The sequence below is a fragment of the Streptomyces umbrinus genome (genome assembly GCF_030817415.1).
Classification (GTDB): domain Bacteria; phylum Actinomycetota; class Actinomycetes; order Streptomycetales; family Streptomycetaceae; genus Streptomyces; species Streptomyces umbrinus_A.
The window spans coordinates 3,556,972-3,581,545 of the sequence record NZ_JAUSZI010000002.1 but is presented as its reverse complement, the minus strand read 5'-3'; the positions used below and the strand labels follow the sequence as shown (position 1 = coordinate 3,581,545).

Below are 24,574 nucleotides of genomic sequence, written 5' to 3'. Positions count from 1 at the left end.
GAGCAGTGGATGAGCCACTGAAGCGACCGACGAAGGGAGTGTTTATCGTCAGGCAGACGACTATGATCTCGGCATGCCCTACGACCCGTCAGCCTTCCCGCCGTTTGCCGTCACCGTTGACCTGGTCGTGCTGACCGTGCGTCGCCATGCCCTGTGCGCGCTGGCGGTACGGAGGGGCGAGCCGCCCTTTCAGGGGCGGTGGGCGCTGCCCGGCGGCTTCGTACGGCCGGACGAGGACCTGGCGCAGGCGGCGGCGCGGGAACTGGGCGAGGAGACCGGGCTGTGCGCCCATGACCCGGCCGCCCCCGCCCAGGCCAACGGCGCGCACCTGGAGCAGCTCGCGACCTACGGCGACCCGAAGCGCGACCCGCGGATGAGGGTCGTCAGCGTCGCCCATCTCGCGCTCGCCCCCGATCTGCCCGCGCCCAGGGCGGGCGGAGACGCCAACAGCGCCCGCTGGGCCCCCGTCGAGGAACTGCTTCAGCGGGGTGGCTACGGCCGCGACGGCGAACAGGCCGCACCGCTGGCCTTCGACCACGCGCAGATCGTGTCGGATGGCGTGGAGCGTGCCCGCTCGAAGATTGAGTACTCGTCGCTGGCGACTGCCTTCTGCCCGACGGAGTTCACGGTCGGTGAACTGCGCCGGGTGTACGAGGCGGTGTGGGGCGTGGCGCTCGACCCCCGCAACTTCCACCGCAAGGTGACCGGCACGCCGGGATTCCTCGTCCCCACGGGCGGTACGACGACCCGCCAGGGCGGCCGCCCTGCACAGCTGTTCCGCGCGGGCGGCGCCACGCTGCTCAACCCGCCGATGCTCCGTCCCGAGGTCTGACGCCCTCCTGGAGCGGTGCCAGACGGAACCGTGCCGGACGGGGTGCGGCCTCGGCATCCGGGCCGACGGGGTGCGGCCTCGGCATCCGGGCCGAGACGAGGCCCGCCCCGAGACCTGTGCGGGGATCTGTGCCGAGACTTGAGGCAGCCACCCCGGGATTCGCCGTCAGGCCAAGTGGTCGGACAGGCACGGGGCATGCCGTTCAGCGCGCCCAGGATGCCCGGAAAACCGTATATATCGCGCTATCTTGCTTCGGGTGATCCAGGCCATCGGACTGACCAGCAACGCCCGCAAGGAGCTTCCCCCTGCCGTCGACGACGTCTCCTTCGAGGTGCCCGCGGGCCGCGTCACAGCGCTCCTCGGAGCCCCGGGCGCGGGCAAGACGACGGCGCTCAGGCTCATGCTCGAACTGCAACAGGGCCGCGGAATCACCTACTTCAGAGGCCGCCCGCTGCATCGCATCGCCCATCCGTCGCGCGAGGTCGGCGTGCTCCTCGGAGAGGTCCCCGGCCACCCGGCGCGCACGGTCCGCGGCCAACTCCGCATGCTGTGCGCCGCGACAGGCGTGCCGGCCCGGCGCGCCGACGACGTCCTCGAAGTGGTGGGCCTGGTCAGCCTGCGCGACCAGCGTCTGAGCACGCTCTCGCGCGGCATGGACCGTCGCCTGGGTCTGGCCTGCGCGCTGCTGTCCGACCCGCACACGCTCGTGCTCGACGACGCCGCCGACGGGCTCTCCGCCCGCGAGGGCCGCTGGCTGCACGGGATTCTGCGAGCCCACGCCGCCGGGGGCGGCACTGTGCTGTTCGCCACGGGCGACCCGAAGGAGGCCGCACGGACCGCCGACCGTGTCGTCACGCTGGAGGAGGGCAGGCTCGTCGCCGATCAGGACGTCATCGACTTCGCCCGCACCCGCCTCAGGCCCCGTGTAGCCGTCCGCAGCCCGCACGCCGCCCGGCTCGGCGCCCTGCTCACCAAGGAGGCCCGCACCGCCCGACGCTCCGTGGAGGTCGTACGGGAGGACGGCAACCGCCTCTCCGTGTACGGCAGCACGTGCGCCGACATCGGCGAAACCGCTTACCGCCACAGCATCCTCGTACACCAACTCGCGGACGAAGTCGGCGACATGGGGCCCGTCCCCGCGCGGCACCCGGCGAGTGACTCCCCGGAGGCGGAGCGGCCCGCGCGTACCGCGGACGCGGAGGGTGCGAACGAACTGTCGCCCCTGCCGCCCCCCATCACCGCCAGGCCGGGAACCAGCCCCTTGCGGCCGCTGCGCTACGAGCTGCGCCGGGCGGCAGGGGTCGCCACCGGCTACCTCACCGCGGTCGCCGTGCTCGTCGCCTCCGCCCTGATCTCCGTGCTCCTGGCCAGAGCGGGCCACACCCCGCAGGCGCGTCTCCTCGCCGCGTGGCCGAGGGAGTTTCCTCTTCCGCCCGCAGCGCTCGGCGCGGGGCTGCTCGGTGCCATCGCCTTCGGCGACGAGTTCCGTCATCCCGCCCTGGCCGCCGATCGCGGGAACGTCCCCCGCCGCCTGGGACTGCTCGCCGCCAAACTCCTCGTCGCCGCCGCCACCGCGCTGCTGCTGGCCCTCCTCGCGGTGGGCGTGGACGCCGAACTGCTCTACCTCGTCTACGGACGGGAGCTCACCGGAGTTCCCGAGGACTGGCTTTCGCTGAGCGTGAGTTGGATCGGTCTCGTGGTGGGCTGCGCCTGGGCGGGCGTCCTGGCAGCTGGGATCTTCCGGTCGACGACCGCCGGACTCGCGGCGGTACTGGCCGTACCGGTCCTCGTCGTGCCGCTCGTACAGAAGGTCTTGGAGGGACCGTCCGTACGGACCGCCGCCGGCTTCTCGACCCGGCTGCGCGAGCTCGTGCTGGTGCAGTGGCCGTTCGGAGGCGAGCGCTATGTGGCTGCTGTGGCGCGAGTGATCGCCCAACCCGTCGGCGGCGCACTGATGTTGTCGATCAGCGCCCTGCTCTGCGCATACCTACTCACCACTCTACGGAGCAGGGTCCGATGACGACGGCCCGTGCACATGCGTTCCCTTCGTGTGCGCAACTCCGCGCAGAACGCCCATTTCTTTCCGATAAGGCGTCAATTGCGACGGGGTGAGCGATCACCCTTTCGTGTGCTTTTCACCAAAGACCTCAAGGGAGTTGGAGACGGAGCCGACAAAGGATCCGTGAGTACCCTTGCGCACACCATGATGACCGCCGCCCGTTCCGCAGACTCCGGCCTCGCCGGCCCGGGCGAACTCGACCGCTACCCCTACGGGGAGGTCCCCGGTGCAGACCGCGTCAGCGCCTCCGTGTGGGACAGCACGGACCCAGAGCTGGGCCGCATGGGCCGACGTGCCGCCGGCAGCCGCGGCCGCGGCCTGCATGGCCAACTGGTCCAGCAGCTGGGGCAGATGATCGTCTCGGGCGACCTGGGCGCGGACCGCCCGCTGGTGCCCGAGGAGATCGGCCAGCGATTCGAGGTCTCCCGTACCGTCGTCCGTGAGTCGCTCCGTGTTCTCGAGGCGAAGGGCCTGGTCAGCGCCCGCCCCAATGTCGGCACGCGCGTACGCCCGGTCAGTGACTGGAACCTCCTTGACCCGGACATCATCGAGTGGCGGGCCTTCGGGCCGCAGCGCGACGACCAGCGCCGCGAGCTGAGCGAGCTGCGCTGGACGATCGAACCGCTCGCCGCCCGCCTCGCCGCCGGACACGGCCGGGAGGAGGTGCAGCAGCGGCTCGCCGACATGGTCGAGATCATGGGCCATTCCATGGCGCAGGGTGACGCGCTCACCTTCTCGCGCGCCGACGCGGAGTTCCACTCCCTGCTCATCCAGGTCTCCGGCAACCGCATGCTGGAGCATCTCTCCGGGATCGTGTCCGCCGCGCTCCAGGTGTCCGGCAACCCGGTCACGGGCTGCGACCGGCCGACCGAGGCGTCCCTCGGACACCACGCCCGCATCGTCGACGCCCTCGCCGCCGGCGACGGATCGGGCGCCGAGACGGCCATGCGCCAACTGCTCACCGTCCACCCCGAGGTGGAGCGCGTCGTGCCCGCGCCGCGCGAGCACTGACCGCGCACCGAGGGCGGCGCGGTCGGTGGCGGGTGCCCCGTGCGGCATCGCTTGGCCGGCGAACCATCTGCCGCCGGACCCCCTGGATGCTTCTGGAATCCGGCGGGGTCCGGCGGTGTGATGGGGTACTGAGGTCACCGGCTGATCACCTATGACCGCATCTGGGAGCTTTTGAGCGCTTACGGGGTGTGACTCGGGCCACGCAGATTGGGCGTAACGCTCCACGGGGCAGCGCGATGACCTAAGAGGTGACAGCCGAGTAGGGAATACAGACGCCGTTCAAGGCGCTGTGACTCTTCCCGGCCCTCGCCCGCGCCGTCGGCCCATCCCCAAGTCGGCGGTCGTCGGCTCCTGTCCGTACCGGACGGGGCCGGAAGCCGTTTTCCAACGTTCCGAGAGGTTGTTCGTGTCGGCCAGCACATCCCGTACGCTCCCGCCGGAGATCGCCGAGTCCGTCTCTGTCATGGCGCTCATCGAGCGGGGAAAGGCTGAGGGGCAGATCGCCGGCGATGACGTGCGTCGGGCCTTCGAAGCTGACCAGATTCCGGCCACTCAGTGGAAGAACGTACTGCGCAGCCTCAACCAGATCCTCGAGGAAGAGGGTGTGACGCTGATGGTCAGTGCCGCGGAGCCCAAGCGCACCCGAAAGAGCGTCGCAGCGAAGAGTCCGGCCAAGCGCACCGCCACCAAGACCGTCGCGGCGAAGACGGCGACGGCCAAGAAGGCCACCGCCACCGCCGCCCCGGCGATGCCTGCCGCAGACGCTCCCGCCGAGGACGCAGCCGAGAAGAAGGTCGCTGCCAAGAAGGCGACGGCCAAGAAGGCCGTAGCGAAGAAGACCGTCGCGAAGAAGGCGACGGCGAAGAAGACCACCGCCAAGAAGGACGACGCCGAGGTCGTCGACGACGAGGCGGCCGAGGAGACCCCGGGCGCGGCCAAGTCCGGCGACGAGCCCGCCGAGGACGGCGCCCAGGGCTTCGTCCTGTCCGACGAGGACGAGGACGACGCGCCCGCGCAGCAGGTCGCCGCGGCCGGTGCCACGGCCGACCCCGTCAAGGACTACCTCAAGCAGATCGGCAAGGTTCCGCTGCTCAATGCCGAGCAGGAGGTCGAGCTCGCCAAGCGCATCGAGGCCGGTCTGTTCGCCGAGGACAAGCTGGCCAACGCTGACAAGCTCGCCCCGAAGCTCAAGCGCGAGCTGGAGATCATCGCCGAGGACGGCCGCCGCGCCAAGAACCACCTCCTGGAGGCCAACCTCCGTCTGGTGGTCTCCCTGGCCAAGCGTTACACCGGCCGCGGCATGCTCTTCCTGGACCTCATCCAGGAGGGCAACCTCGGTCTGATCCGCGCGGTGGAAAAGTTTGACTACACCAAGGGCTACAAGTTCTCGACGTATGCCACGTGGTGGATCCGTCAGGCGATCACCCGCGCCATGGCCGACCAGGCCCGCACCATCCGTATCCCGGTGCACATGGTCGAGGTCATCAACAAGCTCGCGCGTGTGCAGCGCCAGATGCTCCAGGACCTGGGCCGCGAGCCCACCCCGGAGGAGCTGGCCAAGGAACTCGACATGACCCCGGAGAAGGTCATCGAGGTCCAGAAGTACGGCCGCGAGCCGATCTCCCTCCACACCCCCCTGGGTGAGGACGGTGACAGCGAGTTCGGTGACCTCATCGAGGACTCCGAGGCTGTCGTCCCGGCCGACGCGGTCAGCTTCACTCTCCTCCAGGAGCAGCTGCACTCGGTCCTGGACACCCTGTCCGAGCGTGAGGCGGGCGTCGTCTCGATGCGCTTCGGTCTCACCGACGGTCAGCCGAAGACCCTCGACGAGATCGGCAAGGTGTACGGCGTGACGCGCGAGCGCATCCGCCAGATCGAGTCCAAGACGATGTCGAAGCTGCGTCACCCGTCGCGCTCGCAGGTGCTGCGCGACTACCTCGACTAGGTCTCGGCCGTACGTCGTCGAGGGCCCGGTTTCCCGCTCAGGGAGCCGGGCCCTCGGTCTGTGCGGAGTGCGGAGTGCCGCCATCTGGATCACGCTGGGTGTCTCATGACAACCCCAGAGTGAGGAGCGCGCATGCCTCGTCCCTTTGCCCGAGCGCTGGCCGTCGCGGCCACGGCGGCCGTCATACCGTTGGCCTGTCCGGCCCCCGCGACGGCCGATGTCATCATCGGCGGCTACCCGGTCGAGATCTCCGAGAGCCCCTGGACGGTCGCCGTGTCCAGCCGTGACCGGTTCGGGGGTACGCGTGCCGGACAGTTCTGCGGGGGTGTGGTGATAGGCCGCTCGACAGTGCTGACCGCGGCCCACTGTCTGAGCAAGGAGGTGCTGGGCGCACCTTCACGGCAGGTTCGCGATCTGAAGGTGATCGCGGGCCGCGGGGATCTGCTGTCGGCCGAGGGCAGGGAGATCGCTGTACGCGACACCTGGATCAACCCGCGCTACGACAGCTACACGAACGCCGGAGACTTCGCCGTACTCACTCTCGCGGAGCCCCTCGCCGAGAGCGCGGTCATCCCCATGGCGGGCGCCGGTGACGCCGCGTACAAGCCCGGCCCCGGGGCCGTGGTCTACGGCTGGGGCGACACCACGGGGAGCGGCGACTACGCGACCGCTCTGCGGGCCGCGCGCGTGCAGGTGCTGCCCGACGCGCTCTGCGAGAAGGCGTATCCGGGGAGCGCGGACGGAACGTACGTGGCCGCTTCCATGCTGTGTGCGGGGGAAAGGGAGGGCGGCAGGGACGCCTGTCAGGGGGACAGCGGCGGGCCGCTGGTCGCCCAGGGGCGGCTGATCGGCCTCGTGTCGTGGGGGAGCGGCTGCGGGCGGGCCGGCAGCCCCGGTGTCTACACACGGGTCTCGGAGGTCGTCAGGACCCTCGGAGAGGGCCGCTGAAGGCCCTTCTGCGGCCCTGGGAGGCGTGAGCCGTCCACGGCCTCAGGGAGCACGAGCGCGGGCGGCCACCCCTGGGTAGGGGCGACCGCCCGGTCACCGGCCTGTGCCGGAGATGGCTCGTCGTCTGCGCGAAGTGTCAGTGCTCTTCGTCGTTGGCGCTTGCCGGGGCGGCAGTCAACCGCTCCGTCTCGTCCTGTATCTCAGCGGCGATCTTCTTGAGTTCCGGCTCGAACTTGCGCCCATGGTGGGCACAGAAGAGCAGCTCACCACCGCTGAGGAGGACGACGCGCAGATATGCCTGGGCGCCGCAACGGTCGCAGCGGTCAGCGGCCGTCAGCGGGCTCGCGGGGGTCAGAACAGTAGTCACGTCGCCTCTTCTCTAGCTCGACGAGCTGTCGTACCAGGGTCAACATCCAACCAGGCCGAAAACGTTCCCGCTCGTGGCTCTTCCTCGAAAAAAATCTTTCCGAGTCGGCTGTCTGCTGCCGGTTGGCGGCGAATGAGCCGTATTGCGTGTCTTCGTGTCTTACGGGTTCGCGCTCTGTCAGGTTCAGTCCTCCCGGCTGGCTTGCCGGTTGTTCTTGAGGACGTGCCCGGAGCCTAAATGGTTCATGCCTGGAAGGGAACGTGATATGTACTTCACTCCAACGAGGGATCGAACAAGTATGCGATGCTGGTCTAGTCTGAGTTTCGGACGAGGGTGGCGTTACAACGGCTCTACCAGGCCTCGGTACCCTCGGAGCGGCGACCGAAGCCGGGCCCTTACCCAAAAGGGCCACACCTGAAATTCAGCGAGGAGCGAACCGCGTGACCGCCGAGACGTCCGTGCCGTCCACAGCGCTGCTGACCGGAGCAGACCGGGACGGTTCCAACTACACCGCGCGGCACCTGCTCGTCCTCGAGGGACTCGAGGCCGTGCGGAAGCGCCCGGGCATGTACATCGGGTCGACCGACAGCCGCGGTCTGATGCACTGCCTGTGGGAGATCATCGACAACTCCGTGGACGAGGCCCTCGGAGGCTACTGCGACCACATCGACGTGACCCTTCACGACGACGGCTCGGTCGAGGTGCGCGACAACGGCCGGGGCATCCCGGTCGACGTCGAGCCCAAGACCGGCATGTCCGGCGTCGAGGTCGTGATGACCAAGCTGCACGCCGGAGGCAAGTTCGGCGGCGGCTCGTACGCGGCCTCCGGCGGCCTGCACGGCGTGGGCGCCTCCGTGGTGAACGCGCTCTCGGCCCGCCTGGACGTCCAGGTGGACCGCGGAGGCCACACCCACGAGGTGAGCTTCCGCCGCGGCACCCCTGGAGCGTTCAAGGGGGACGGGGCCGACGCCGCCTTCAACGCGTCGGCCGGGCTGCGCAAGCTCAAGAGGATCCCCAAGACCCGCACCGGCACGCGCGTGCGCTACTGGGCCGACCGGCAGATCTTCCTCAAGGACGCGAAGCTCTCCCTGGAGCACCTGCACCAGCGCGCCCGGCAGACCGCTTTCCTGGTGCCCGGCCTGACCATCGTCGTCCGCGACGAGTTCGGGCTCGGCGAGGGCGGCAGCAAGGGTGAGGAGTCCTTCCGCTTCGATGGGGGCATCAGCGAGTTCTGCGAGTACCTGGCCAGCGACAAGCCCGTCTGCGACGTCCTCCGCTTCTCCGGGCAGGGCACCTTCAAGGAGACGGTCCCGGTCCTGGACGACCACGGGCAGATGACGCCCACCGAGGTCACCCGTGAACTGGGTGTCGACGTGGCGATGCGCTGGGGCACGGGCTACGACACGACCCTGAAGTCGTTCGTGAACATCATCGCCACGCCCAAGGGCGGCACCCACGTCGCGGGCTTCGAGCAGGCCGTCGCGAAGACGATGAACGAGGTGCTGCGCACCAAGAAGCTGCTGCGCGTCGCCGAGGACGACATCGTCAAGGACGACGCCCTGGAAGGCCTCACGGCCGTCGTCACGGTCCGCCTCGCGGAACCGCAGTTCGAGGGCCAGACGAAGGAGGTCCTCGGCACGTCGGCGGCCCGCCGGATCGTGACGAACGTGGTCTCCAAGGAGCTCAAGGACTTCCTGACCTCCACGAAGCGGGATGCCGCCGCGCAGGCCCGGGTCGTCATGGAGAAAGCCGTCTCCGCCGCCCGTACGCGCATCGCGGCCCGTCAGCACAAGGACGCGCAGCGCAGGAAGACGGCCCTGGAGTCCTCCTCGCTGCCGGCCAAGCTCGCCGACTGCCGCAGCGACGACGTGGACCGCAGCGAGCTGTTCATCGTCGAGGGAGACTCCGCGCTCGGCACCGCCAAGCTCGCCCGGAACTCCGAGTTCCAGGCGCTGCTGCCGATCCGCGGAAAGATCCTCAACGTCCAGAAGGCGTCCGTCACGGACATGCTGAAGAACGCCGAATGCGGCGCGATCATCCAGGTCATAGGAGCCGGGTCGGGCCGGACCTTCGACATCGACGCCGCGCGCTACGGGAAGATCATTCTTCTCGTCGACGCCGATGTCGACGGCGCGCACATCCGCATCCTGCTGCTGACGCTCTTCCAGCGCTACATGCGGCCGATGGTGGAGGCGGGACGGGTCTTCGCGGCGGTGCCGCCGCTGCACCGCATCGAGCTCAGCCAGCCCAAGAAGGGCCAGGACAAGTACATCTACACGTACTCGGACCGGGAGCTGCGAGAGACCGTGCTGGAGCTCCAGCGCAAGAACGTGCGGTACAAGGACTCGATCCAGCGCTACAAGGGCCTCGGCGAGATGGACGCCGACCAGCTGGCCGAGACGACCATGGACCCGCGCTTCCGTACGCTGCGCCGGATCAACATCTCCGACCTGGAGGCCTCTGAGCAGGTGTTCGACCTGCTGATGGGTAACGACGTCGCCCCGCGCAAGGAGTTCATCTCCAGCTCCGCGGCGACGCTGGACCGCTCGCGCATCGACGCCTAGACGGTCGAGTGAGCCCGTCGGGACCGAGAGAGGTCCCGTCGGGCGTCGGGCGGTGAGACGGGCGGGAGACCTCCGTGAGGGCGTCTCCACCCGCGGGTGGAGACGGGGTGCCTGCAGGATCCACCCATGATCCACCCTGGCTCCGATCTGCCGACCTGCCCGTTTCCGTAGCGTCGAAGGCGTCGACAGCCCCCGCTGTCGGCACCCGCCCTTCCCCGCACACGGAGGCCGCGATGTCTGGACTTGTCGATGCCTTGGTGATCCTCGCCGTTGTCGTCCTGGTGATCGCCCGCCAGTTCCGCACCCGTCGGGTAGCGACGGACAGGAGCTGGTGGGTCGTGCCCGCGGTCCTGGTCTTCCTGGCCCTGCGCGAACCGGGTCTGCTCGACTCCGACCACCGGACGCTGTCGGCCCTCCTGCTCGGCACCGAACTCCTCATAGGCCTGGCCACCGGCGTCGGCTGGGCGTGGACCACGCGGATGTGGAGGACACCGGACGGCGCGGTGTGGAGCAGGAGCAGCAAGGCCAGTGGCCTCGTCTGGACCATTGGGATAGCTCTGCGGGCGGGCCTGTTCGGTCTCGGAGCCGTCCTCGGCCTGCGCCAGGACAGCTCCGCCCTGCTCCTCGCCCTCGCGGTGACCCTGCTGGTGCGCTCCGGGATCATGGTCCGGCGAGCGCAGACACTGCCCCCGGCGAGCGGGCAGAGCGCGGCGTACGGTGACGGCATGCCCCAGCCCTCGCGGAAGGAGCGTGTATGACGGAGAACGTCTGGATGCTCTGGCCCTCCCGCGAGGCGCTCTCCCGAATGGGAGTGCACAGGGCCCGGCGTGCTCTCGCCGGGGCCGGGCGCACCTTCGCCATCGGCATCCTCCTGGCGACGACCTTCATGGACAGCGACCTGCACGGCTGGGGTGTCGCAGGTGCTGTTCTGGGAGTCCTGGTTGGCGGACTCGGGTTCTGGGGCTTCTGGAGGGTCACGCTCGAGCATCGCCTGCTTCCCTCCTTGGGATTGCTCGTGCTGCTCTTCGCCATCGCGACGGTGGCAGAGGGCGCGGGGCTGCGGGTTCCCGCCCTCGTCGTGTGGTGCGCCTGCGCCGTCAGCGCCATGGAACGGCTGCCGCTCGTGGCGGCACTGCCCGCAAGCGCCGTGGCTCTCGGCACGTACGCGGCACTGAACAACGACGCCTGGCTGACCACCCTGGCCACGACCGCGGGGCTTGCTCTGGCCGGATACGTGCTGCGGCTGGACGCGGAGGCCCGGGGCAGCGCCCAGCGGCTTCTCGTCCAGGAGCGGGCAGCACGGGCGGCCGAGGCGGAGTCGGCGGCGCTCGCGGAGCGGGCCCGGATCGCACGGGAGATCCACGACGTGCTGGCGCACAGCCTCTCGGCGCAACTCGTGCACCTGGAGGCGGCACGGCTGTTGATCGAGAGGGGAGCGGAGCGGGACCAGATCCTCGATCGGGTCGTGGCGGCACGGGGAATGGCCCGTGAAGGCCTCGCCGAGACCCGGCAGGCACTCTCCGCGCTGCGCGGCGAGATGTCGCCGCTGGAGGAGTTCCTGAGCGAACTGGTCGCCGACACCGCCGGCGCCGATGTCACCGTCACGGGTGAACGGCGGCTGTTGCCGGCCGAGGCGTCGCAGGCGGTGCGCAGGGTCACCCAGGAAGCACTGACGAACGTCCGGAAGCACGCGCCAGGGGCCAAGATCCGCATACGCCTGGCCTACGGCGAGCACGAAGTGATGTTGAACGTAAGGGATTCGGGAGCGCCGCCGGGTGAATTCACACACTCGGGCGCCGGATACGGTCTGCTCGGAATGCGGGAGCGGGCCGAGCTGCTGGGCGGCTCGCTGGAGGCCGGGCCGTACGAGGAGGGGTTCATGGTGACGCTGAAGGTGCCCGTATGACGGAGGAGGAAGGCAGGGCACCGGCCCGTGTCGTTGTGGCGGACGATCAGACCGTGGTGCGCGAGGGCATCGTGATGCTGCTCGGGCTGCTGTCGGGGATCGAGGTCGTCGGGGCCGCCGCCGACGGGCACGAGGCTGTGCGGCTGGTGGCCGAGCTCGACCCGGACGTCGTGCTGATGGACCTGCGCATGCCCCGCTGTGACGGAGTGGAGGCGACCAGACGCATCCGGGCAGAACACCCCAGGACGCAGGTCGTCGTGCTCACCACGTACGCGGACGACGCCTCGCTGTTTCCCGCGCTCAGGGCCGGGGCCCGGGGCTATCTCACCAAGGACGCGGGCGGCGACGAGATCGTACGGGCCGTGCGGAGCGTGCTGTCGGGGGACGCCGGGCTCTCGCCGAGCATTCAACGGCGTCTGCTGGAGCGGCTGTCCGAGCCGGAGCCTGCCGGTCCCGCGGAGGGCGCCGAGACGCCGGACGGGCGGCTCACCGCGCGGGAGACGGAGGTGCTCGTGCTAATCGCCGACGGTCTGACCAACCAGGAGATCGCCCGCAAGCTCCATGTCTCGACGGCCACCGTGAAGACCCACATCAACAACCTGTTCGCCAAGACGGGGCTCAAGGACCGTGCGCAGGCGGTCCGTTACGCCTTCGGGAAGGGACTTGTGCGGCCACCAGGGGGGTGAGTCACCTGATGGGGTGAAGAGCGTGGAGAGAAGAGTGTGGGATCTTCCCGATCTGTCCATCCTTGGGCACGCGGCCGAAACGGGCAGCGGACAAGGAGAGTTCGGTGGAGAAGTACGACGGTCCCGACTCCGGAAAGGTCCGGTTCGACGACCCCTGGTACGACGCGCTCGCCTCAGGCTGGGGCGAGTTGGACAGTACGGGTGCGCCCGCTCCCGCCGTGCCGCCCGCGCGCGGGGAGCAGGAGGACCGGACCGCCCGTGCGGCCGACGTCTATCTGGAGGTGCAGCGCAGCGCGGCCTTCCAGGAGGTGCGCAGCCGGTACCGGAGGTTCGTGGTCCCGGCCGTCGCCGTCTTCTTCACCTGGTACGTCGGCTATGTGGTGACGGCGACGACGGCTCCGGAATTCATGGCGCAGCCCGTCGCCGGCGCGGTGAATGTGGCGATGGTCGCCGGGCTGGGGCAGTTCCTCACGACGTTCCTGTTCACCTGGGCGTACGCACGGCACGCCCGGCTGCGCAGAGACCGGGCCGCACTCGATCTGCGCTGGGACACACAGGAGCTGACGCGAAGCGTCGCGGGTGGTGACCGGTGACCGGGAACCATCAGACGCTGGCGCTGCTGCTGTTCAGCGTGTTCGTCGCGGTCACCCTGGGGATCACGACCTGGGTGAGCCGCCACCGGCATGGTTCGGCGGAGGAGTTCTACGCGGGCGGACGGCTCTTCTCGCCCATGGAGAATGGTTTTGCCATCGCGGGCGACTACATGTCCGCCGCGTCCTTCCTCGGCATCTCAGGGCTGATCGCGCTCTTCGGCTATGACGGGCTGCTGTACTCGGTGGGCTTTCTCGTCGCCTGGCTCGTCGTGCTGTTCCTCGTCGCCGAACTGGTGCGCAACTGCGGGCGGTTCACGCTCGCGGACGTCGTCGCGGCGCGTATGAGCGAGCGACCGGTGCGGATCGCGGCGGGTACCTCTTCGGTGACCGTGTCCGTTCTGTACCTGGTGGCGCAGATGGTGGGTGCGGGCAGTCTGGTCGCGCTGCTGCTGGGTGGTACGAGCGAGGCGGCGCAGGCCTGGACGGTCATCGGCGTCGGGGCGCTGATGGTCATCTATGTGTCGATGGGAGGGATGCGGGCCACCACGTGGATCCAGATCGTCAAGGCGGTCCTGCTGATGGGCGGGGCGATCGCGCTGACCGTGCTCGTCCTGGTGCGGTTCCACGGGGACTTCGACCAGTTGCTGCGTACGGCGGCGGATCGGAGTGGGCACGGGAAGTCGTTCCTCGCGCCGGGGCTGAGGTACGGCGGGGACTGGACCGCGCGCCTGGACTTCATCAGCCTGGGACTCGCGCTCGTGCTGGGCACGGCCGGGCTGCCGCACATCCTGTCGCGCTTCTACACCGTGCCGACCGCGCGAGCCGCGCGGCGCTCGGTCGTCTGGGCGATCGGTCTGATCGGCGGGTTCTACCTGATGACGATCGTGCTGGGGTTCGGGGCGGCGGCGATCGTCGGCCCCGATGCCGTACGCGGGTCGAACGCGGCCGGGAACACGGCGGTTCCGCTGCTGGCGCTCGATCTGGGCGGCGGCGCCGGTTCCACCGGAGGAACGGTTCTGTTCGCGATCGTCGCCGCGATCGCCTTCGCCACGATCCTCGCGGTGGTCGCCGGAATCACGCTCGCCTCCTCGGCGTCCGTGGCCCACGACCTGTACGCGTCGTTGCGACGACGGCGTGCGAAGCCGCGCAGTGAGGTGGCTGTGGCGCGGACCGCCGCGGTCGGTATCGGCGTCGTCGCCATCGCGCTGGGCCTGCTCGCGCGCGACCTCAATGTGGCTTTCCTCGTGGGGCTTGCCTTCGCCGTCGCCGCGTCGGCGAACCTGCCGGTGCTGCTGTACTCCCTGTTCTGGCGGAACTTCACGACGCGCGGCGCCGTGTGGTCCGTATACGGCGGCCTGGTGCCCGCCCTGGTGCTCGTCGTGCTGTCTCCAGTGGTGACGGGCAGCCCCGCGTCGCTGTTCCCGGGAGTCGACCTCCAGTATTTCCCGCTGGAGAACCCCGGCCTGGTGTCGATCCCGCTCGGCTTCCTGGCGGGCTGGCTCGGCACGGTCACCTCGGCGGAGCCTCCGGACGAGGCCAAGCACGCCGAAACCGAGGTACGGGCGCTCACGGGGGCAGGAGCGGTCTGACCGGCAGATGGGAGGCGGTCCCGGTGGACACCCTCCCTGTGAGGCCCGTACGGCGGTCCGGCAGGGCTCACCGGCTCAAGGCGCGACCCACGCATAGCGGTGTTCCGGACGCCCTGTGTCCCCGTACTTGAGTGAGAGCCGGAGGCGGCCCGCCTGTTCCAGGTGGCGGAGGTAGCGCTGGGCGGTGGAGCGGCTGAGGCCCGTTTCGGCGGCGACCTCGTGGGCCGAGAGGGGGTGGTCGGCCTGGTGGAGGACGGCACAGATCAGGTCCGTGGTCGGCTCCGAGTGACCGGTGGGCAGGCCCGGTGAGGAGGGGGCGGGCGTCGTACGCAGGGCGCCGAACATACGGTCGACCTGTTCCTGTCCTGCCATGCCCTGGTCACTGACTCTGTCGACGGTGCGGCGCATTGCGGCGTACGACTCGAGCCGCGTTCGCAGCGCTGCGAACGTGAACGGCTTGACCAGGTAGTGCAGGGCGCCCAGACGCATCGCGGCCCGTACGGTCTCCACGTCGCCGGCCGCGGTGATCATGATGACGTCGGCACCCATGCCCAGTTCCCGCATCTGCTGGACCAGTTCGAGACCGGTCCGGTCGGGCAGATAGTGGTCGAGCAGGATCAGGTCGACGGGCTCCCGGCCCGCCGCGTCCAGGGCCTGGGCGGCGCTGTGCGCACGGGCGGCCACTCGGAAGCCGGGGACCTTCCCCACGAACTTGGCGTTGATTTCGGCGACACGGAAGTCGTCGTCCACGACCAGGACGTCAATCATCGGGCCTCTCTCCCCGAGCCGGGCGAGCGGTGAGCCCGTGCTGTCGGCCCCAGTGTTGTGGAGTGAGCAGAAAGAGCACAACACCCTTCTGTAATCAGAAGAACGCCTTGCGCACACAAGACTGATGCCGTGGTGCGGGCCACCACTACGGTCGCGGGGCATGAGCGCAGACATCGGCCCCGCCGTCGCACTGCGAGGCGTGCGCAAGGTCTTCACAGCCCCGCCGGGGGAACTGCACACGGCCGTCATCGGACTCGATCCGACCGTGGGAGGCTGCGGGTTCACGGCCGTCATGGCCCCCACAGGCCGGGGCAGGTCGACCACATCGACCCTCGTCAGCGGTCTCGAAGAACTTATGGAGTGCGAAGCCGTGGTGCCGGACGAACCGCTCGACCTGTCGGAGGGTACGCGCGACTCGGTCCTCTTCGGCGCCCGCGCCCTCAAGGAGTCCATCGCCTGCGTGGACGAAGGCGGCGTGTTGACGGCGGGTCCCGCCACCGTGAAAACCGAGGGCACCAAGACGGCCCGTACGGTCTCCCGCGCGCGAGCCGTCCGCGGAAGCAGGGCCGTTGTCGCCGTCCCCCGCCTGCTGCCCCCGGCGGCCGACGCGCGGTCTCTGGGAACGAGCGGCCGCCGGGTGACGCTCCAGGAGGAGCCGCCCACATTCGCCGAGCGCCGTATCTCCCCGTGGACGCCGTTGTAGACCGAGAGCCCAACTCCCTTCTCAGGGCACGCACAGGCCCAAATGTCCCTCCTTGGACTCCGTTCTGTTGAGCGCCTCCCCAGGAGGCCCCTTTCGCAGACAGCCCTCTACAGGACACCGGTTTTCCTTCGGCACCGGTCTCTCGGCGGGGCGGCCGGTTCGCCCGTCACCGGCCACTCCAAGGCACCTGTTTTCCCGCACCGCCTTCTTCACAAGGACGTGAACGAACATGCCCAAGACCCTCAGACACGGGTCGCTGGCAGCCGCCGGCCTGCTTGTCCTCGCCTCGCTCACCGCCTGCGCCAATGACGTGGCCGGATCGGCGGCAGCCGACGAGGCGGGCGGCAAGGGGGAGAAAGTCAAGATCATGGTGGGTGGCCTGGACAAGGTCATCTACCTGCCCGCGATGCTCACCCAGCGGCTCGGCTACTTCGATGACGAGGGCCTCGAGGTGGAGCTGCTGGGCGAGCACGCCGGTGTGGAGGCCGAGACCGCGCTCGTCTCCGGAAAGGTGCAAGGAGCCGTCGGCTTCTACGACCACACCCTCGATCTGCAGGTCAAGGGCGAGGAAGTCCAGTCGGTGGTGCAGTTCTCGCACGCGCCCGGTGAGGTCCAGATCGTCTCCGACAAGGCGGCGACCGAGATCAGTTCGCCGGAGGACTTCAAGGGCAAGAGGCTGGGCGTCACCGGCATCGGCTCCTCGACCGACTTCCTGACCAAGTACCTCGCCGTCAAGAACGGTGTGGCCGTCAGCGAGTTCAAGACCGTCGCGGTCGGCGCGGGAGAGAGCTTCATCTCCGCGCTCGAGAAGGGTTCCATCGACGGCGGGATGACGACCGACCCGACCGTCGCCACGATCCTGGCGGAGAACAGCGGCAAGGTGCTCCTCGACATGCGCACCCCGCAGGGTTCCGACGAGGCGCTCGGCGGCGCGTACCCGTCGTCCAGCCTCTACATGCAGACGGACTGGGTGAACGACAACAAGGAGACGGTCCAGAAGCTGGCCAACGCCTTCGTGAAGACCCTCAAGTGGATGGCCGGGCACAGCGCCAGCGAGATCGCCGACGAGATGCCGGACGACTACTCGAAGGGCAACGGGACGCTCTACGCCAGCGCCATCCAGAGCACCATGCCGATGTTCACCCAGGACGGTGTGATGCCCGAGGACGGTCCCAAGACCGTCGAGAAGGTCCTCAAGGCGTTCAACCCCGACATCAAGTACGCCGACGTGGACCTCAGCAAGACGTACACCACGGAGTTCGTGGACAAGGTCGTGGACTGAACCCCCAGCCCGCGGTCTCCCTCGACCGCGGGCCGAGCTCCTGTGCACGGCTGAACTCCCCTGACAGCCATACACAGGCGGGTACGGTCGCTTCCCCCGTACCGCGGCCGTGTCCTCAGGCGCGGGTCGCCCAGACGTAACGGTGCTCCGGGCGGCCCGCGTCTCCGTACTTCAGGGTCAGCGTGGCCCGTCCCGTGCGCTCCAGGAGCTTCAGATACCGCTGGGCGGTCTGGCGGCTGAGCCCGGTCCGGTCGGCGATCTCCTGGGCCGACAGAGGGCCTTCCGCGGTCACCAGGGCCCGGCGTACGGCCTCCGCGGTGGTGGGGGAGTGCCCTTTGGGCAGACCGGGCTCCGAGCCGGCGGACAGGGCGCCGAAGATCCGGTCGACCTCGGCCTGTTCGGCCTCGCCGCCGCCGTCGAGAGTGCGGCGCAGGTCCGCGTACGCCTCCAGCTTGGCGCGCAGTCCGGCGAAGGCGAACGGTTTCACCAGGTACTGGAGCGCGCCCTGTCGCATCGCCGCCTGGACCGTGGAGACGTCACGGGCCGCGGTCACCATGATCACGTCGGCCTGATGGCCGCGTCTGCGCATCTCCTGGACGACCGCGAGACCCGTCTCGTCCGGCAGATAGTGGTCGAGAAGTACGAGGTCCAGCCGGGGCAGAGCCTCCAACTGCCGCAGCGCCTCCGCCGCGGAGTGCGCCTCGCCCGCGACATGGAAGCCTGCGACCTTCTCCACGTAGGCGGCGTTGACCCGGGCGACCCGGATGTCGTCGTCCACGACCAGTACCTCGATCATCGCGACTCCTCGTTGACGGTCGTGGCGGCGCTCTCCAGCATGAGGCCGGGCGCGGGGTCCGGTGCGAGTCCAGGCTCCGCCAGTGCCTCCGGCAGCACGATGGTGAACTCGGCGCCTCCGCCGTCCGCCTCCGAGACCCGGGCGCTGCCACCTTGCCGCTCGGCGAGCCTGCGCACCAGGGAGAGGCCGATTCCGCGCTTTCGGTGGGCCGGGGGCTTCTTGGTCGACCACCCGTCCGTGAAGATCAACTCACGCTGTTCGGCAGGAATTCCAGGCCCTGTGTCTCGCACCCTGAGGACGGCTGTACGCCCTTCCGCGCGCAATTCGACCTCCACGCGCGCGTGGAGGGTGCCCGCGGCGGCGTCGAGTGCGTTGTCGACGAGGTTCCCGACGATCGTGACCAGCCCCCTCGGGTCGATCAGCCGGTCCGGGAACAGCGTCGTGTCCGAGATCCACAGGGCCACTCCGCGCTCGGCCGCGACGGTGGCCTTGCCCACCAGGAGGGCAGCGAGCAACGGGTCATGGATCTTCTCCGTGACCTGTTCCGCGGTCGCCCTGTGGTCACCGACCACCTCGCCGACGAACTCCACGGCGTCGTCGTACATCTCCAGTTCCAGCAGCCCGAGCAGCGTGTGCATGCGGTTGGCGTGCTCGTGGTCCTGGGCGCGCAGGGCGTCGATCAGGCCGCGGGTCGAGTCGAGTTCGCGGCCCAGTTGCTCCAGTTCGGTGCGGTCGCGCAGGGTGGCCACGGCACCGCCGTCGTCGGTGGGCATGCGGTTGGCGACCAGGACACGCTGGCCGCGGACGGTGAGCAGATCGGTTCCGGTGACGGTCCCGGCCAGCACATCGGCCGTACGGCCTTCTCCGAGCGCTGCGTCGAGGGGCTGCCCGACGGCCTCGTCGCCGATTCCCAGCAGGCGCCGGGCCTCGTCGTTGAGGAGGCGGATCCTGCCCTCGCGGTCCAGCGCGACGACGCCCTCCCTGATGCCGTGCAGCATCGCCTCGCGCTCCGCCAGGAGCCCGGCGATGTCCGAGAAGGCCAGGTCACGGGTCTGCCGTTGCACCCGTCGTGAGATCAGATAGGCGGCCAGCGCACCGACGGCCAGGGCTCCTCCGGCGTACGCGAAGAGCCCGGGGATGGCGTGGATGAGGCGGGCGCGCACGCTGTCGTACTCGATACCGACCGACACCGCGCCGACGATGCGGCCGTCGGTGTCGCGCAACGGCACCTTGCCGCGCGCCGAGCGGCCCAGGGTGCCGCTGTCGATCTCCATGACCTCCCGGCCGGACAGTGCGGACCTGGGATCGGTCGAGACGTGCCCGCCGATCTCGGCGGGGTTGGTGTGCGACCAGCGGGTGCCGTGGACGTCCATCACGACGACGTACTCGGCCCCGCTGGCCTTGCGGATCCGCTCCGCCTCGGTCTGCACGGGCCCGTCGGCCGAGGCCGGAGTGGACTTCAGCTCCTCGGCGAGCCTCGGCTGCGCCGCCGTGGTCTGCGCGATCGCGAGAGCGCGGCGCATCGCCTGGTCGTCCAGCTGTTCGCTCAGCGGAGCGAGGAACAGCCCGGTCGCGAGGACGGCGACTCCGGCGGCGATCGCCACCTGCATCAGCAGCACCTGCGAGAACATCCGCTTCGGCATGCCCAGGCGGAGTCGTCGAGGGGGAGTGGGGCTCATGCCTACGACGGTACGGGGAGGGGCACGCGGTGCCGTAGGGGGTGTGGCGTGGATCTCGTTTGGAAGGGGCGCTCAGTGGGCTCCGGGGTGCGCGACAGCCGTAGGGGACAGCTCGCGCACCGCCATCACGTCCATCCGGGCCGGGGAGCCGAGAGCCGAGCCGCAGCTCTCGGGGCGGGGCGGCAGGGCCGAGCCCTGGGCGACCGTGACGAGCCAGTGGCGGCCGTCGGTGTGGGCGACCGTCACCTCCCAGCGCGGCGCCGAACCCTCCGTACGGACGATGCTCAGCGCGCCCGCGGCGTCCTCGTGGGCTGCCGTGCGCACGGCCAGTTCGGCGGCCTGCCCGGGGCGCTCCCAGGTAGAGCTCCCGCGGCACCCTTCGGTGACCACACGGCCGTCCCGTACGCCCTGGAGGATCTCCTTGACGGCATGGGCCTCGGCTCGCCCGTACGCGTATCCGAACGGCAGTACGAGGAGGGTGGGGGAGAAGCGGTGGCCGCCCAGGTGTGTGACCTCCCATATGCCGTCCACCCCGGAGGCGGCGAGTTCGGCGGCGAGGGGGCGGCCCAGAAGGGCGCAGCAGCGGTCACGCTTGCCGTTCGTGCACACGAGCGCGAGCGGGTCGCCGGTGTGCGGGGCGCCGCCGAGAGCCGTGTCGAAGGTCCGGGGCAGGCCTTCGCCGAGCTCGGCGAAGTCAAGTTCGAGTAGTCGCTCTGGGTCCGAGGTGATGGCTTTGTGCAGCCATACGTTTCCCGGGGTGGTGTGGGCCGCGTACACCTGCCGCTCGGCGACCGTGTGGCAGTCGGCGTGGCGGCCCGGGCGCCGGATCAGCGCGATGCGTACGCCGGTGCCCTCGGCGGCCTGCTCCAGCGCTCGGCCGAGTGCGGGGTCCAGGTGGCTCGATGTCAGCGCTTTGGCGCCCCAGGGGCCGGGCTGTTCGACGAGCAGCCACGTCCTCGCGGTGGCGGCGGTCCCCGCGAGGGGCTCCTCCAGGTCCCGTGAGACCTTCGCGCACGTACTCACAGAGGTGAGCCTAACCTGACTTGGCTGGAGGCGACTCCCGGGGCGGGTGGTGTCACTGCTCCGGAAGTGGCTGAGGGGGCCGTGGGCCTACGTAGTGTCCGCTCGGGCGCATGCGCAGCGGGGCCTCGTCGTACTCCTCCAGCACATGGGCGATCCAGCCGGCAGTGCGGGCCACGGCGAAGATCGTCTCGCCCGCCGAGGCGTGCATGCCGGACGAGGCAGTGAGGACGGCGAGGGCCAGGTCGACGTTGGCGTGCAGGGGCACGTGGCGGGCCGTGGTGTCCACGACGTCGCGGGCCGCGGCCAAGGCGGGGGCGGCGCGGGGAACGTCCTCCAGGAGGCCGAACAGCACGCGCGCACGTGGGTCCTCGCCGGGGTAGATGCGGTGACCCAGCCCGGGGACACGGCGCCCGGCCCGGAGCTCGTCCGCGACCACCGGGGCCGCCGTGCCCCGGTCCAGGACGTCGAGCAGCATCCGGTGCGCCAGGCCGCTGGCCGCTCCGTGCAACGGGCCTTCGAGGACGCCGAGGCCCGCCGAGACAGCGGCGTACGCGTGGGCGCGGGCCGAGGCGGCGACCCGGACGGCCAGCGTCGAGGCGGCCAGGTCGTGGTCGACGAGCAGCGCGAGTGCGGTGTCCAGGGCGCGCAGAGACGCCTCATCGGGTTCGCGGCCGCTGAGCCTGGCCCACAGGCGGTGCGCGAGCGAGCCGGCGTCCCGATGGTCGTGACTCTTGGGGGGCAGGGCGGCGACGAGCGTGGGGATCAGCGTGCGGGCCGTGCCGAGCACGGTCTGTTCGGAGAGGTCGAAGCGCAGCGGGTCGGCGGTCGCCGCGGCGATGGCCGCGACGCGGAGCCGGTCGGTCGGGCCGGTGTGCTCGGGCAGTGCGTCGATGGCGCGGCGGGCGACGGCGACGGACGCCTCCGGTGCCGTGAATGTGGCGCCCGGGCGCAGGACGCCCGTCCACAGCCACTCGGCGACCTCTTCGTAGGAGTGGCGCGCGGCCAGTTCGGTCGCGTCTACCCCTCGGAAGTAGTACCGGTCCTTGTCGATCAAGGTGATCCGGGTGCGTACGGAGAGCGTGCCGGCGGCCGGTGAACCCTCGGCCGGTTCGCGCCTGCTGCGACGTGCGAGCGCCTCCACCTCCTTGGCGTCGAAGGTGCTGCCCCGACCGCCCGTGCTGCGGCGGCTGCTGAGCTGGCCGCGGCTCACATACGCGTAGACCGTCTCGGGCTTCACTCCGAGCAGTTCGGCGGCTTCCTTGGTGCTGATCCGCCGCGCTTCGTGCGCGAGAGCCAGTTCTTGATCCGTCATGAGTATCACCGTATCTGTGCAGTCTGAATATTGATTCAATCAATATTGACAGGAATTGAGTCAAGCATGGACAGTCAAATCAAGTCCAGGGAGGAAACATGCCGATCAACCGGGCCGCGACCGCCTCTGTCGACATACCGCGAGGACTCGCGGGCGTCGTCGTCACCGACACCGTGCTGGGTGACGTCAGGGGGGTCGAGGGGTTCTACCACTACCGCCAGTACTCGGCCGTCGAGCTCGCACGGACCCGTGGTTTCGAGGACGTGTGGCATCTGCTGGTACACGGTGAACTGCCGGACGCGGCACAGCGTTCCGCCTTTGCCGCGCGGACGGCGGAACTGCGGCGGCTGCCGGTGGAAGTGCGGGCCGTACTGCCCGCGATCGCGGCGGCCAGTGGGAGGTCGGGGGCGCTTGCCGGGATGCGGACCGCGTTGTCGCTGCTCGGCGCGGTGCGGGGGTTCCGGCCGGTGTACGACATTGACGCCGAGCAGCGACGAGCGGACGCGCTCGCCGCGTCCGCGGCCGTGCCGACGTTGCTGACGGCACTCCACCGGCTCGGGCAGGGCCTCGAACCGATCGAGCCGCGTGACGATCTGCCCTACGCCGCGAACTACCTCTACATGCTGACGGGTTCGGAACCGGATCCGGGGCGGGCGCGGGCGGTCGAGCAGTACCTGATCTCGACCATTGATCATGGATTCAATGCATCAACATTCACGGCTCGGGTGATCACGTCGACGGGGGCGGACGTGGTGGCCTGTCTCGTCGGCGCGGTGGGAGCCCTCTCCGGTCCGCTTCACGGGGGCGCCCCGAGCCGGGCCCTGGACACCCTCGACGCGATCGGGACTCCCGACCGCATCGACCCCTGGATCCGCGAACGAGTCCTCGCCGGCGACCGCATCATGGGCTTCGGCCACCCCGTCTACCGCACCGAGGACCCCCGCTCGCGCATGCTCCGCGGCATCGCCCAGCAATTCGGCGGCCCGTTGGCCGACTTCGCGGTCGAGGTCGAACGCCAGGTGGAAGCGATCCTCGCGGAGCTCAAGCCCGGCCGGGAACTCCACACGAACGTGGAGTTCTACGCCGGCGTCGTCATGGAACTCTGCGGCCTGCCACGCGAGATGTTCACGCCTACGTTCGCCGCGGCCCGCGTCGTCGGCTGGAGCGCCAACATCCTGGAGCAGGCGGAAGACCCGAAGATCATCCGGCCTGCGGCGCGGTATGTGGGGCCGGTTCCGCCGGTTGCGGTACCTGCGGTGGCCTGAGAGTCACGCATCCGACGTAGGGCACGGCATGCGACGCGTACGCGCGAGGTCCGGCACCGTTCGGATGCCGGACCTCGGGAAGTTTGGATCGAGCGGTCGGCGAGGTATGCGCCGACCTTCTCGGTAGGCCCCTGTCGTGACGGAGTGGTGCGCGGGGCGTGATGGGTGTGTGGGGCGGGCTGGAAGGGCACCGTCTCCCGGAGGCGAACCTCAACGGGGTGACCGGATGGGCCTCAACAGTTGACGGGATCGTCCTTACGGCAGCCCTGCGGTCGCGTTACGCGTCGGGGATGTCTGCCTTGGCGCGGACCAGCGTCTCTCTGCTGACGATGACGATGCGTTCATAGTCCGCGCGTGCTGCGTCAGGGGGGAGTTCTTGGTCGAGCGCCGCGGTGGCCTCTGTCCCGATGACTGCGAAGTTCCCGTCGCTGAGTTCAAAAATGTCCGGACATGAGTCACCGGACAAACTGCCTCGTTCGCGTGGGGACGCACCGATGCGGCGCACGATCTTCAAAGGGATCCCTGTCCTCTGGAGTGATAGTTGATTCGGGCGGGGATCGTACAACGAGGATTGAGTCGATCTTGGCGGAGGGGTCCGATTGGCATGTCTGGGTTGACGAGTGATCAACCCGGCACGCCTGCGTTGATGGCGCGTCAACTCTCCCTATTCCAGCGGTGGTTCGCCCACCACCCACCACTCCTCGGTATCCGCCTCGTCCAAATCGCGGATCAGGACGTCCACCATTCGGCCGACCCTGGCCTCCTCGGAGTTGTCCTCGAGGCTGGCCCGATGCGGTCGGTGCGCCTCCCAGTAGTCTCGAAAAATAGGGTTGAGGCAGATCATGCGAAGGTGACCGTGCAGCTCCTCCCAGTTGACGACACCGACGCGGTAGGCAAGCAGGGCATTGGTGTACAGCGCGTTGGCGAAGAGGTACTGGCGTCGCTGCGTGGGTGAGTCCACCTGGACGTTGCTGTAGACGGCGGCAAGATCGGGATCCTCCATCGCCCGGCTCAGCAGATAGAACTGCAGACGCTGCTGCTCGGTCAGCATGGCCTGCCTGTCACTCCGCTCGACTTCCGCGACCCGCAGGCGCAGTTCCTCGTACCGGCGTTCTTGGGCGGCCAGCGCTACGAGTGCCCCCGCTGCAAAGGCGAGCCCCGCTGTGACCGCGGAGCTCAGCTTTTGCTTCCCAGATTGTGTGACCATGTCAACCCCCGAATCAGGCGACCGTCCGCCGGTCGTCGG

22 protein-coding genes are annotated in these 24,574 nt (G+C 69.5%); 14 read left to right on the top strand and 8 right to left on the bottom strand.

Going from position 1 to position 24,574, the window contains the following annotated elements; all coding sequences use genetic code 11:
- Nucleotides 1-73: 73 nt before the first annotated feature.
- From QF035_RS15710 to QF035_RS15690, 5 genes are all read left to right on the top strand, one after another.
- Nucleotides 74-832: an NUDIX hydrolase gene (locus tag QF035_RS15710; protein WP_055617936.1), complete on the top strand. Its 759-nt coding sequence runs from the start codon at nucleotides 74-76 to the stop codon at nucleotides 830-832.
- 256 nt (nucleotides 833-1,088) lie between these two features.
- Nucleotides 1,089-2,852, top strand: coding sequence for an ABC transporter ATP-binding protein (locus QF035_RS15705; protein WP_307520960.1), 1,764 nt, complete (start codon nucleotides 1,089-1,091; stop codon nucleotides 2,850-2,852).
- A gap of 162 nt (nucleotides 2,853-3,014) precedes the next feature.
- On the top strand, nucleotides 3,015-3,902 hold the full coding sequence (locus QF035_RS15700; RefSeq protein ID WP_206190929.1) for a FadR/GntR family transcriptional regulator: 888 nt from the start codon (nucleotides 3,015-3,017) through the stop codon (nucleotides 3,900-3,902).
- 406 nt (nucleotides 3,903-4,308) lie between these two features.
- On the top strand, nucleotides 4,309-5,847 hold the full coding sequence (locus tag QF035_RS15695; RefSeq protein WP_307520958.1) for an RNA polymerase sigma factor: 1,539 nt from the start codon (nucleotides 4,309-4,311) through the stop codon (nucleotides 5,845-5,847).
- A 132-nt stretch (nucleotides 5,848-5,979) separates the two neighbouring features.
- A complete protein-coding gene (locus tag QF035_RS15690; RefSeq protein ID WP_307520956.1) occupies nucleotides 5,980-6,795 on the top strand; it encodes a S1 family serine peptidase in 816 nt (271 codons plus the stop codon).
- A gap of 136 nt (nucleotides 6,796-6,931) precedes the next feature.
- On the opposite strand, the gene QF035_RS15685 is transcribed toward QF035_RS15690, so the two are convergent.
- Complete coding sequence (locus QF035_RS15685; protein ID WP_055513118.1) at nucleotides 6,932-7,162, bottom strand: DUF7455 domain-containing protein; 231 nt, start codon at nucleotides 7,160-7,162, stop codon at nucleotides 6,932-6,934.
- A 440-nt stretch (nucleotides 7,163-7,602) separates the two neighbouring features.
- On the opposite strand from QF035_RS15685, the gene QF035_RS15680 reads away from it, so the two are divergent.
- The 6 genes from QF035_RS15680 (at nucleotide 7,603) to QF035_RS15655 (ending at nucleotide 14,500) form a co-directional block, all read left to right on the top strand.
- Nucleotides 7,603-9,726: a DNA gyrase/topoisomerase IV subunit B gene (locus QF035_RS15680; protein WP_307520954.1), complete on the top strand. Its 2,124-nt coding sequence runs from the start codon at nucleotides 7,603-7,605 to the stop codon at nucleotides 9,724-9,726.
- A 233-nt stretch (nucleotides 9,727-9,959) separates the two neighbouring features.
- Nucleotides 9,960-10,484, top strand: a complete 525-nt coding sequence (locus QF035_RS15675; protein WP_307520953.1) for a DUF1453 domain-containing protein — start codon at nucleotides 9,960-9,962, stop codon at nucleotides 10,482-10,484.
- Nucleotides 10,481-11,632 (top strand): sensor histidine kinase, encoded by a 1,152-nt coding sequence (locus QF035_RS15670; RefSeq protein WP_307520951.1) that lies wholly within the window; start codon nucleotides 10,481-10,483, stop codon nucleotides 11,630-11,632. The genes QF035_RS15675 and QF035_RS15670 overlap by 4 nt, the downstream gene beginning before the upstream one ends.
- Entirely contained in the window at nucleotides 11,629-12,318 is a 690-nt protein-coding gene (locus QF035_RS15665; protein ID WP_307520950.1) for a response regulator transcription factor, read from the top strand. Before QF035_RS15670 ends, QF035_RS15665 begins: the two co-directional genes overlap by 4 nt.
- A 104-nt stretch (nucleotides 12,319-12,422) precedes the next feature.
- Nucleotides 12,423-12,911 carry a DUF485 domain-containing protein gene (locus QF035_RS15660; protein WP_307520948.1) on the top strand — a complete coding sequence of 163 codons (489 nt, stop codon included), beginning with the start codon at nucleotides 12,423-12,425 and terminating at the stop codon, nucleotides 12,909-12,911.
- Complete coding sequence (locus tag QF035_RS15655; protein ID WP_307520947.1) at nucleotides 12,908-14,500, top strand: solute symporter family protein; 1,593 nt, start codon at nucleotides 12,908-12,910, stop codon at nucleotides 14,498-14,500. Before QF035_RS15660 ends, QF035_RS15655 begins: the two co-directional genes overlap by 4 nt.
- Nucleotides 14,501-14,575: 75 nt before the next feature.
- On the opposite strand, the gene QF035_RS15650 is transcribed toward QF035_RS15655, so the two are convergent.
- Nucleotides 14,576-15,268, bottom strand: a complete 693-nt coding sequence (locus tag QF035_RS15650; RefSeq protein ID WP_307520946.1) for a response regulator — start codon at nucleotides 15,266-15,268, stop codon at nucleotides 14,576-14,578.
- A 160-nt stretch (nucleotides 15,269-15,428) separates the two neighbouring features.
- Here QF035_RS15650 and QF035_RS15645 point away from each other — a divergent pair, with 160 nt between their 5' ends.
- Together QF035_RS15645 and QF035_RS15640 are read left to right on the top strand one after the other, a co-directional pair.
- A complete protein-coding gene (locus tag QF035_RS15645; protein ID WP_307520945.1) occupies nucleotides 15,429-15,971 on the top strand; it encodes a hypothetical protein in 543 nt (180 codons plus the stop codon).
- A gap of 229 nt (nucleotides 15,972-16,200) precedes the next feature.
- Nucleotides 16,201-17,253 (top strand): ABC transporter substrate-binding protein, encoded by a 1,053-nt coding sequence (locus QF035_RS15640; RefSeq protein ID WP_307520943.1) that lies wholly within the window; start codon nucleotides 16,201-16,203, stop codon nucleotides 17,251-17,253.
- Between the two features lie 115 nt (nucleotides 17,254-17,368).
- On the opposite strand, the gene QF035_RS15635 is transcribed toward QF035_RS15640, so the two are convergent.
- From QF035_RS15635 to QF035_RS15620, 4 genes are all read right to left on the bottom strand, one after another.
- Nucleotides 17,369-18,049: a response regulator gene (locus QF035_RS15635; RefSeq protein WP_200395468.1), complete on the bottom strand. Its 681-nt coding sequence runs from the start codon at nucleotides 18,047-18,049 to the stop codon at nucleotides 17,369-17,371.
- On the bottom strand, nucleotides 18,046-19,728 hold the full coding sequence (locus tag QF035_RS15630) for an ATP-binding protein (RefSeq protein WP_307520942.1): 1,683 nt from the start codon (nucleotides 19,726-19,728) through the stop codon (nucleotides 18,046-18,048). The genes QF035_RS15635 and QF035_RS15630 overlap by 4 nt, the downstream gene beginning before the upstream one ends.
- A 72-nt stretch (nucleotides 19,729-19,800) precedes the next feature.
- Nucleotides 19,801-20,751, bottom strand: a complete 951-nt coding sequence (locus QF035_RS15625) for a sucrase ferredoxin (protein WP_307520940.1) — start codon at nucleotides 20,749-20,751, stop codon at nucleotides 19,801-19,803.
- A 52-nt stretch (nucleotides 20,752-20,803) separates the two neighbouring features.
- On the bottom strand, nucleotides 20,804-22,063 hold the full coding sequence (locus QF035_RS15620; protein WP_307520938.1) for a citrate synthase: 1,260 nt from the start codon (nucleotides 22,061-22,063) through the stop codon (nucleotides 20,804-20,806).
- A 98-nt stretch (nucleotides 22,064-22,161) separates the two neighbouring features.
- Between QF035_RS15620 and QF035_RS15615 the strand changes: the two genes are divergently transcribed.
- Nucleotides 22,162-23,328, top strand: a complete 1,167-nt coding sequence (locus QF035_RS15615; RefSeq protein ID WP_307520937.1) for a citrate synthase/methylcitrate synthase — start codon at nucleotides 22,162-22,164, stop codon at nucleotides 23,326-23,328.
- Between the two features lie 277 nt (nucleotides 23,329-23,605).
- On the opposite strand, the gene QF035_RS15610 is transcribed toward QF035_RS15615, so the two are convergent.
- Together QF035_RS15610 and QF035_RS15605 are read right to left on the bottom strand one after the other, a co-directional pair.
- Nucleotides 23,606-23,842: a hypothetical protein gene (locus QF035_RS15610; RefSeq protein ID WP_143638156.1), complete on the bottom strand. Its 237-nt coding sequence runs from the start codon at nucleotides 23,840-23,842 to the stop codon at nucleotides 23,606-23,608.
- Nucleotides 23,843-23,992: 150 nt separating this feature from the next.
- The gene (locus QF035_RS15605; RefSeq protein ID WP_307520936.1) at nucleotides 23,993-24,535 is read right to left on the bottom strand and encodes a DUF6082 family protein; all 543 of its coding nucleotides are present in this window, start codon (nucleotides 24,533-24,535) and stop codon (nucleotides 23,993-23,995) included.
- Nucleotides 24,536-24,574 lie beyond the last annotated feature (39 nt).

What these genes read in the sequence shown, in the direction of transcription:
- QF035_RS15710 (WP_055617936.1), top strand. Translation starts at nt 74, where the DNA reads ATGCCCTACGACCCGTCAGCCTTCCCGCCGTTTGCCGTCACCGTTGAC.
- QF035_RS15690 (WP_307520956.1), top strand. Translation starts at nt 5,980, where the DNA reads ATGCCTCGTCCCTTTGCCCGAGCGCTGGCCGTCGCGGCCACGGCGGCC.
- QF035_RS15675 (WP_307520953.1), top strand. Translation starts at nt 9,960, where the DNA reads ATGTCTGGACTTGTCGATGCCTTGGTGATCCTCGCCGTTGTCGTCCTG.
- QF035_RS15670 (WP_307520951.1), top strand. Translation starts at nt 10,481, where the DNA reads ATGACGGAGAACGTCTGGATGCTCTGGCCCTCCCGCGAGGCGCTCTCC.
- QF035_RS15665 (WP_307520950.1), top strand. Translation starts at nt 11,629, where the DNA reads ATGACGGAGGAGGAAGGCAGGGCACCGGCCCGTGTCGTTGTGGCGGAC.
- QF035_RS15650 (WP_307520946.1), bottom strand. Translation starts at nt 15,268, where the DNA reads ATGATTGACGTCCTGGTCGTGGACGACGACTTCCGTGTCGCCGAAATC.
- QF035_RS15645 (WP_307520945.1), top strand. Translation starts at nt 15,429, where the DNA reads ATGAGCGCAGACATCGGCCCCGCCGTCGCACTGCGAGGCGTGCGCAAG.
- QF035_RS15640 (WP_307520943.1), top strand. Translation starts at nt 16,201, where the DNA reads ATGCCCAAGACCCTCAGACACGGGTCGCTGGCAGCCGCCGGCCTGCTT.
- QF035_RS15635 (WP_200395468.1), bottom strand. Translation starts at nt 18,049, where the DNA reads ATGATCGAGGTACTGGTCGTGGACGACGACATCCGGGTCGCCCGGGTC.
- QF035_RS15630 (WP_307520942.1), bottom strand. Translation starts at nt 19,728, where the DNA reads ATGAGCCCCACTCCCCCTCGACGACTCCGCCTGGGCATGCCGAAGCGG.
- QF035_RS15620 (WP_307520938.1), bottom strand. Translation starts at nt 22,063, where the DNA reads ATGACGGATCAAGAACTGGCTCTCGCGCACGAAGCGCGGCGGATCAGC.
- QF035_RS15615 (WP_307520937.1), top strand. Translation starts at nt 22,162, where the DNA reads ATGCCGATCAACCGGGCCGCGACCGCCTCTGTCGACATACCGCGAGGA.
- QF035_RS15605 (WP_307520936.1), bottom strand. Translation starts at nt 24,535, where the DNA reads ATGGTCACACAATCTGGGAAGCAAAAGCTGAGCTCCGCGGTCACAGCG.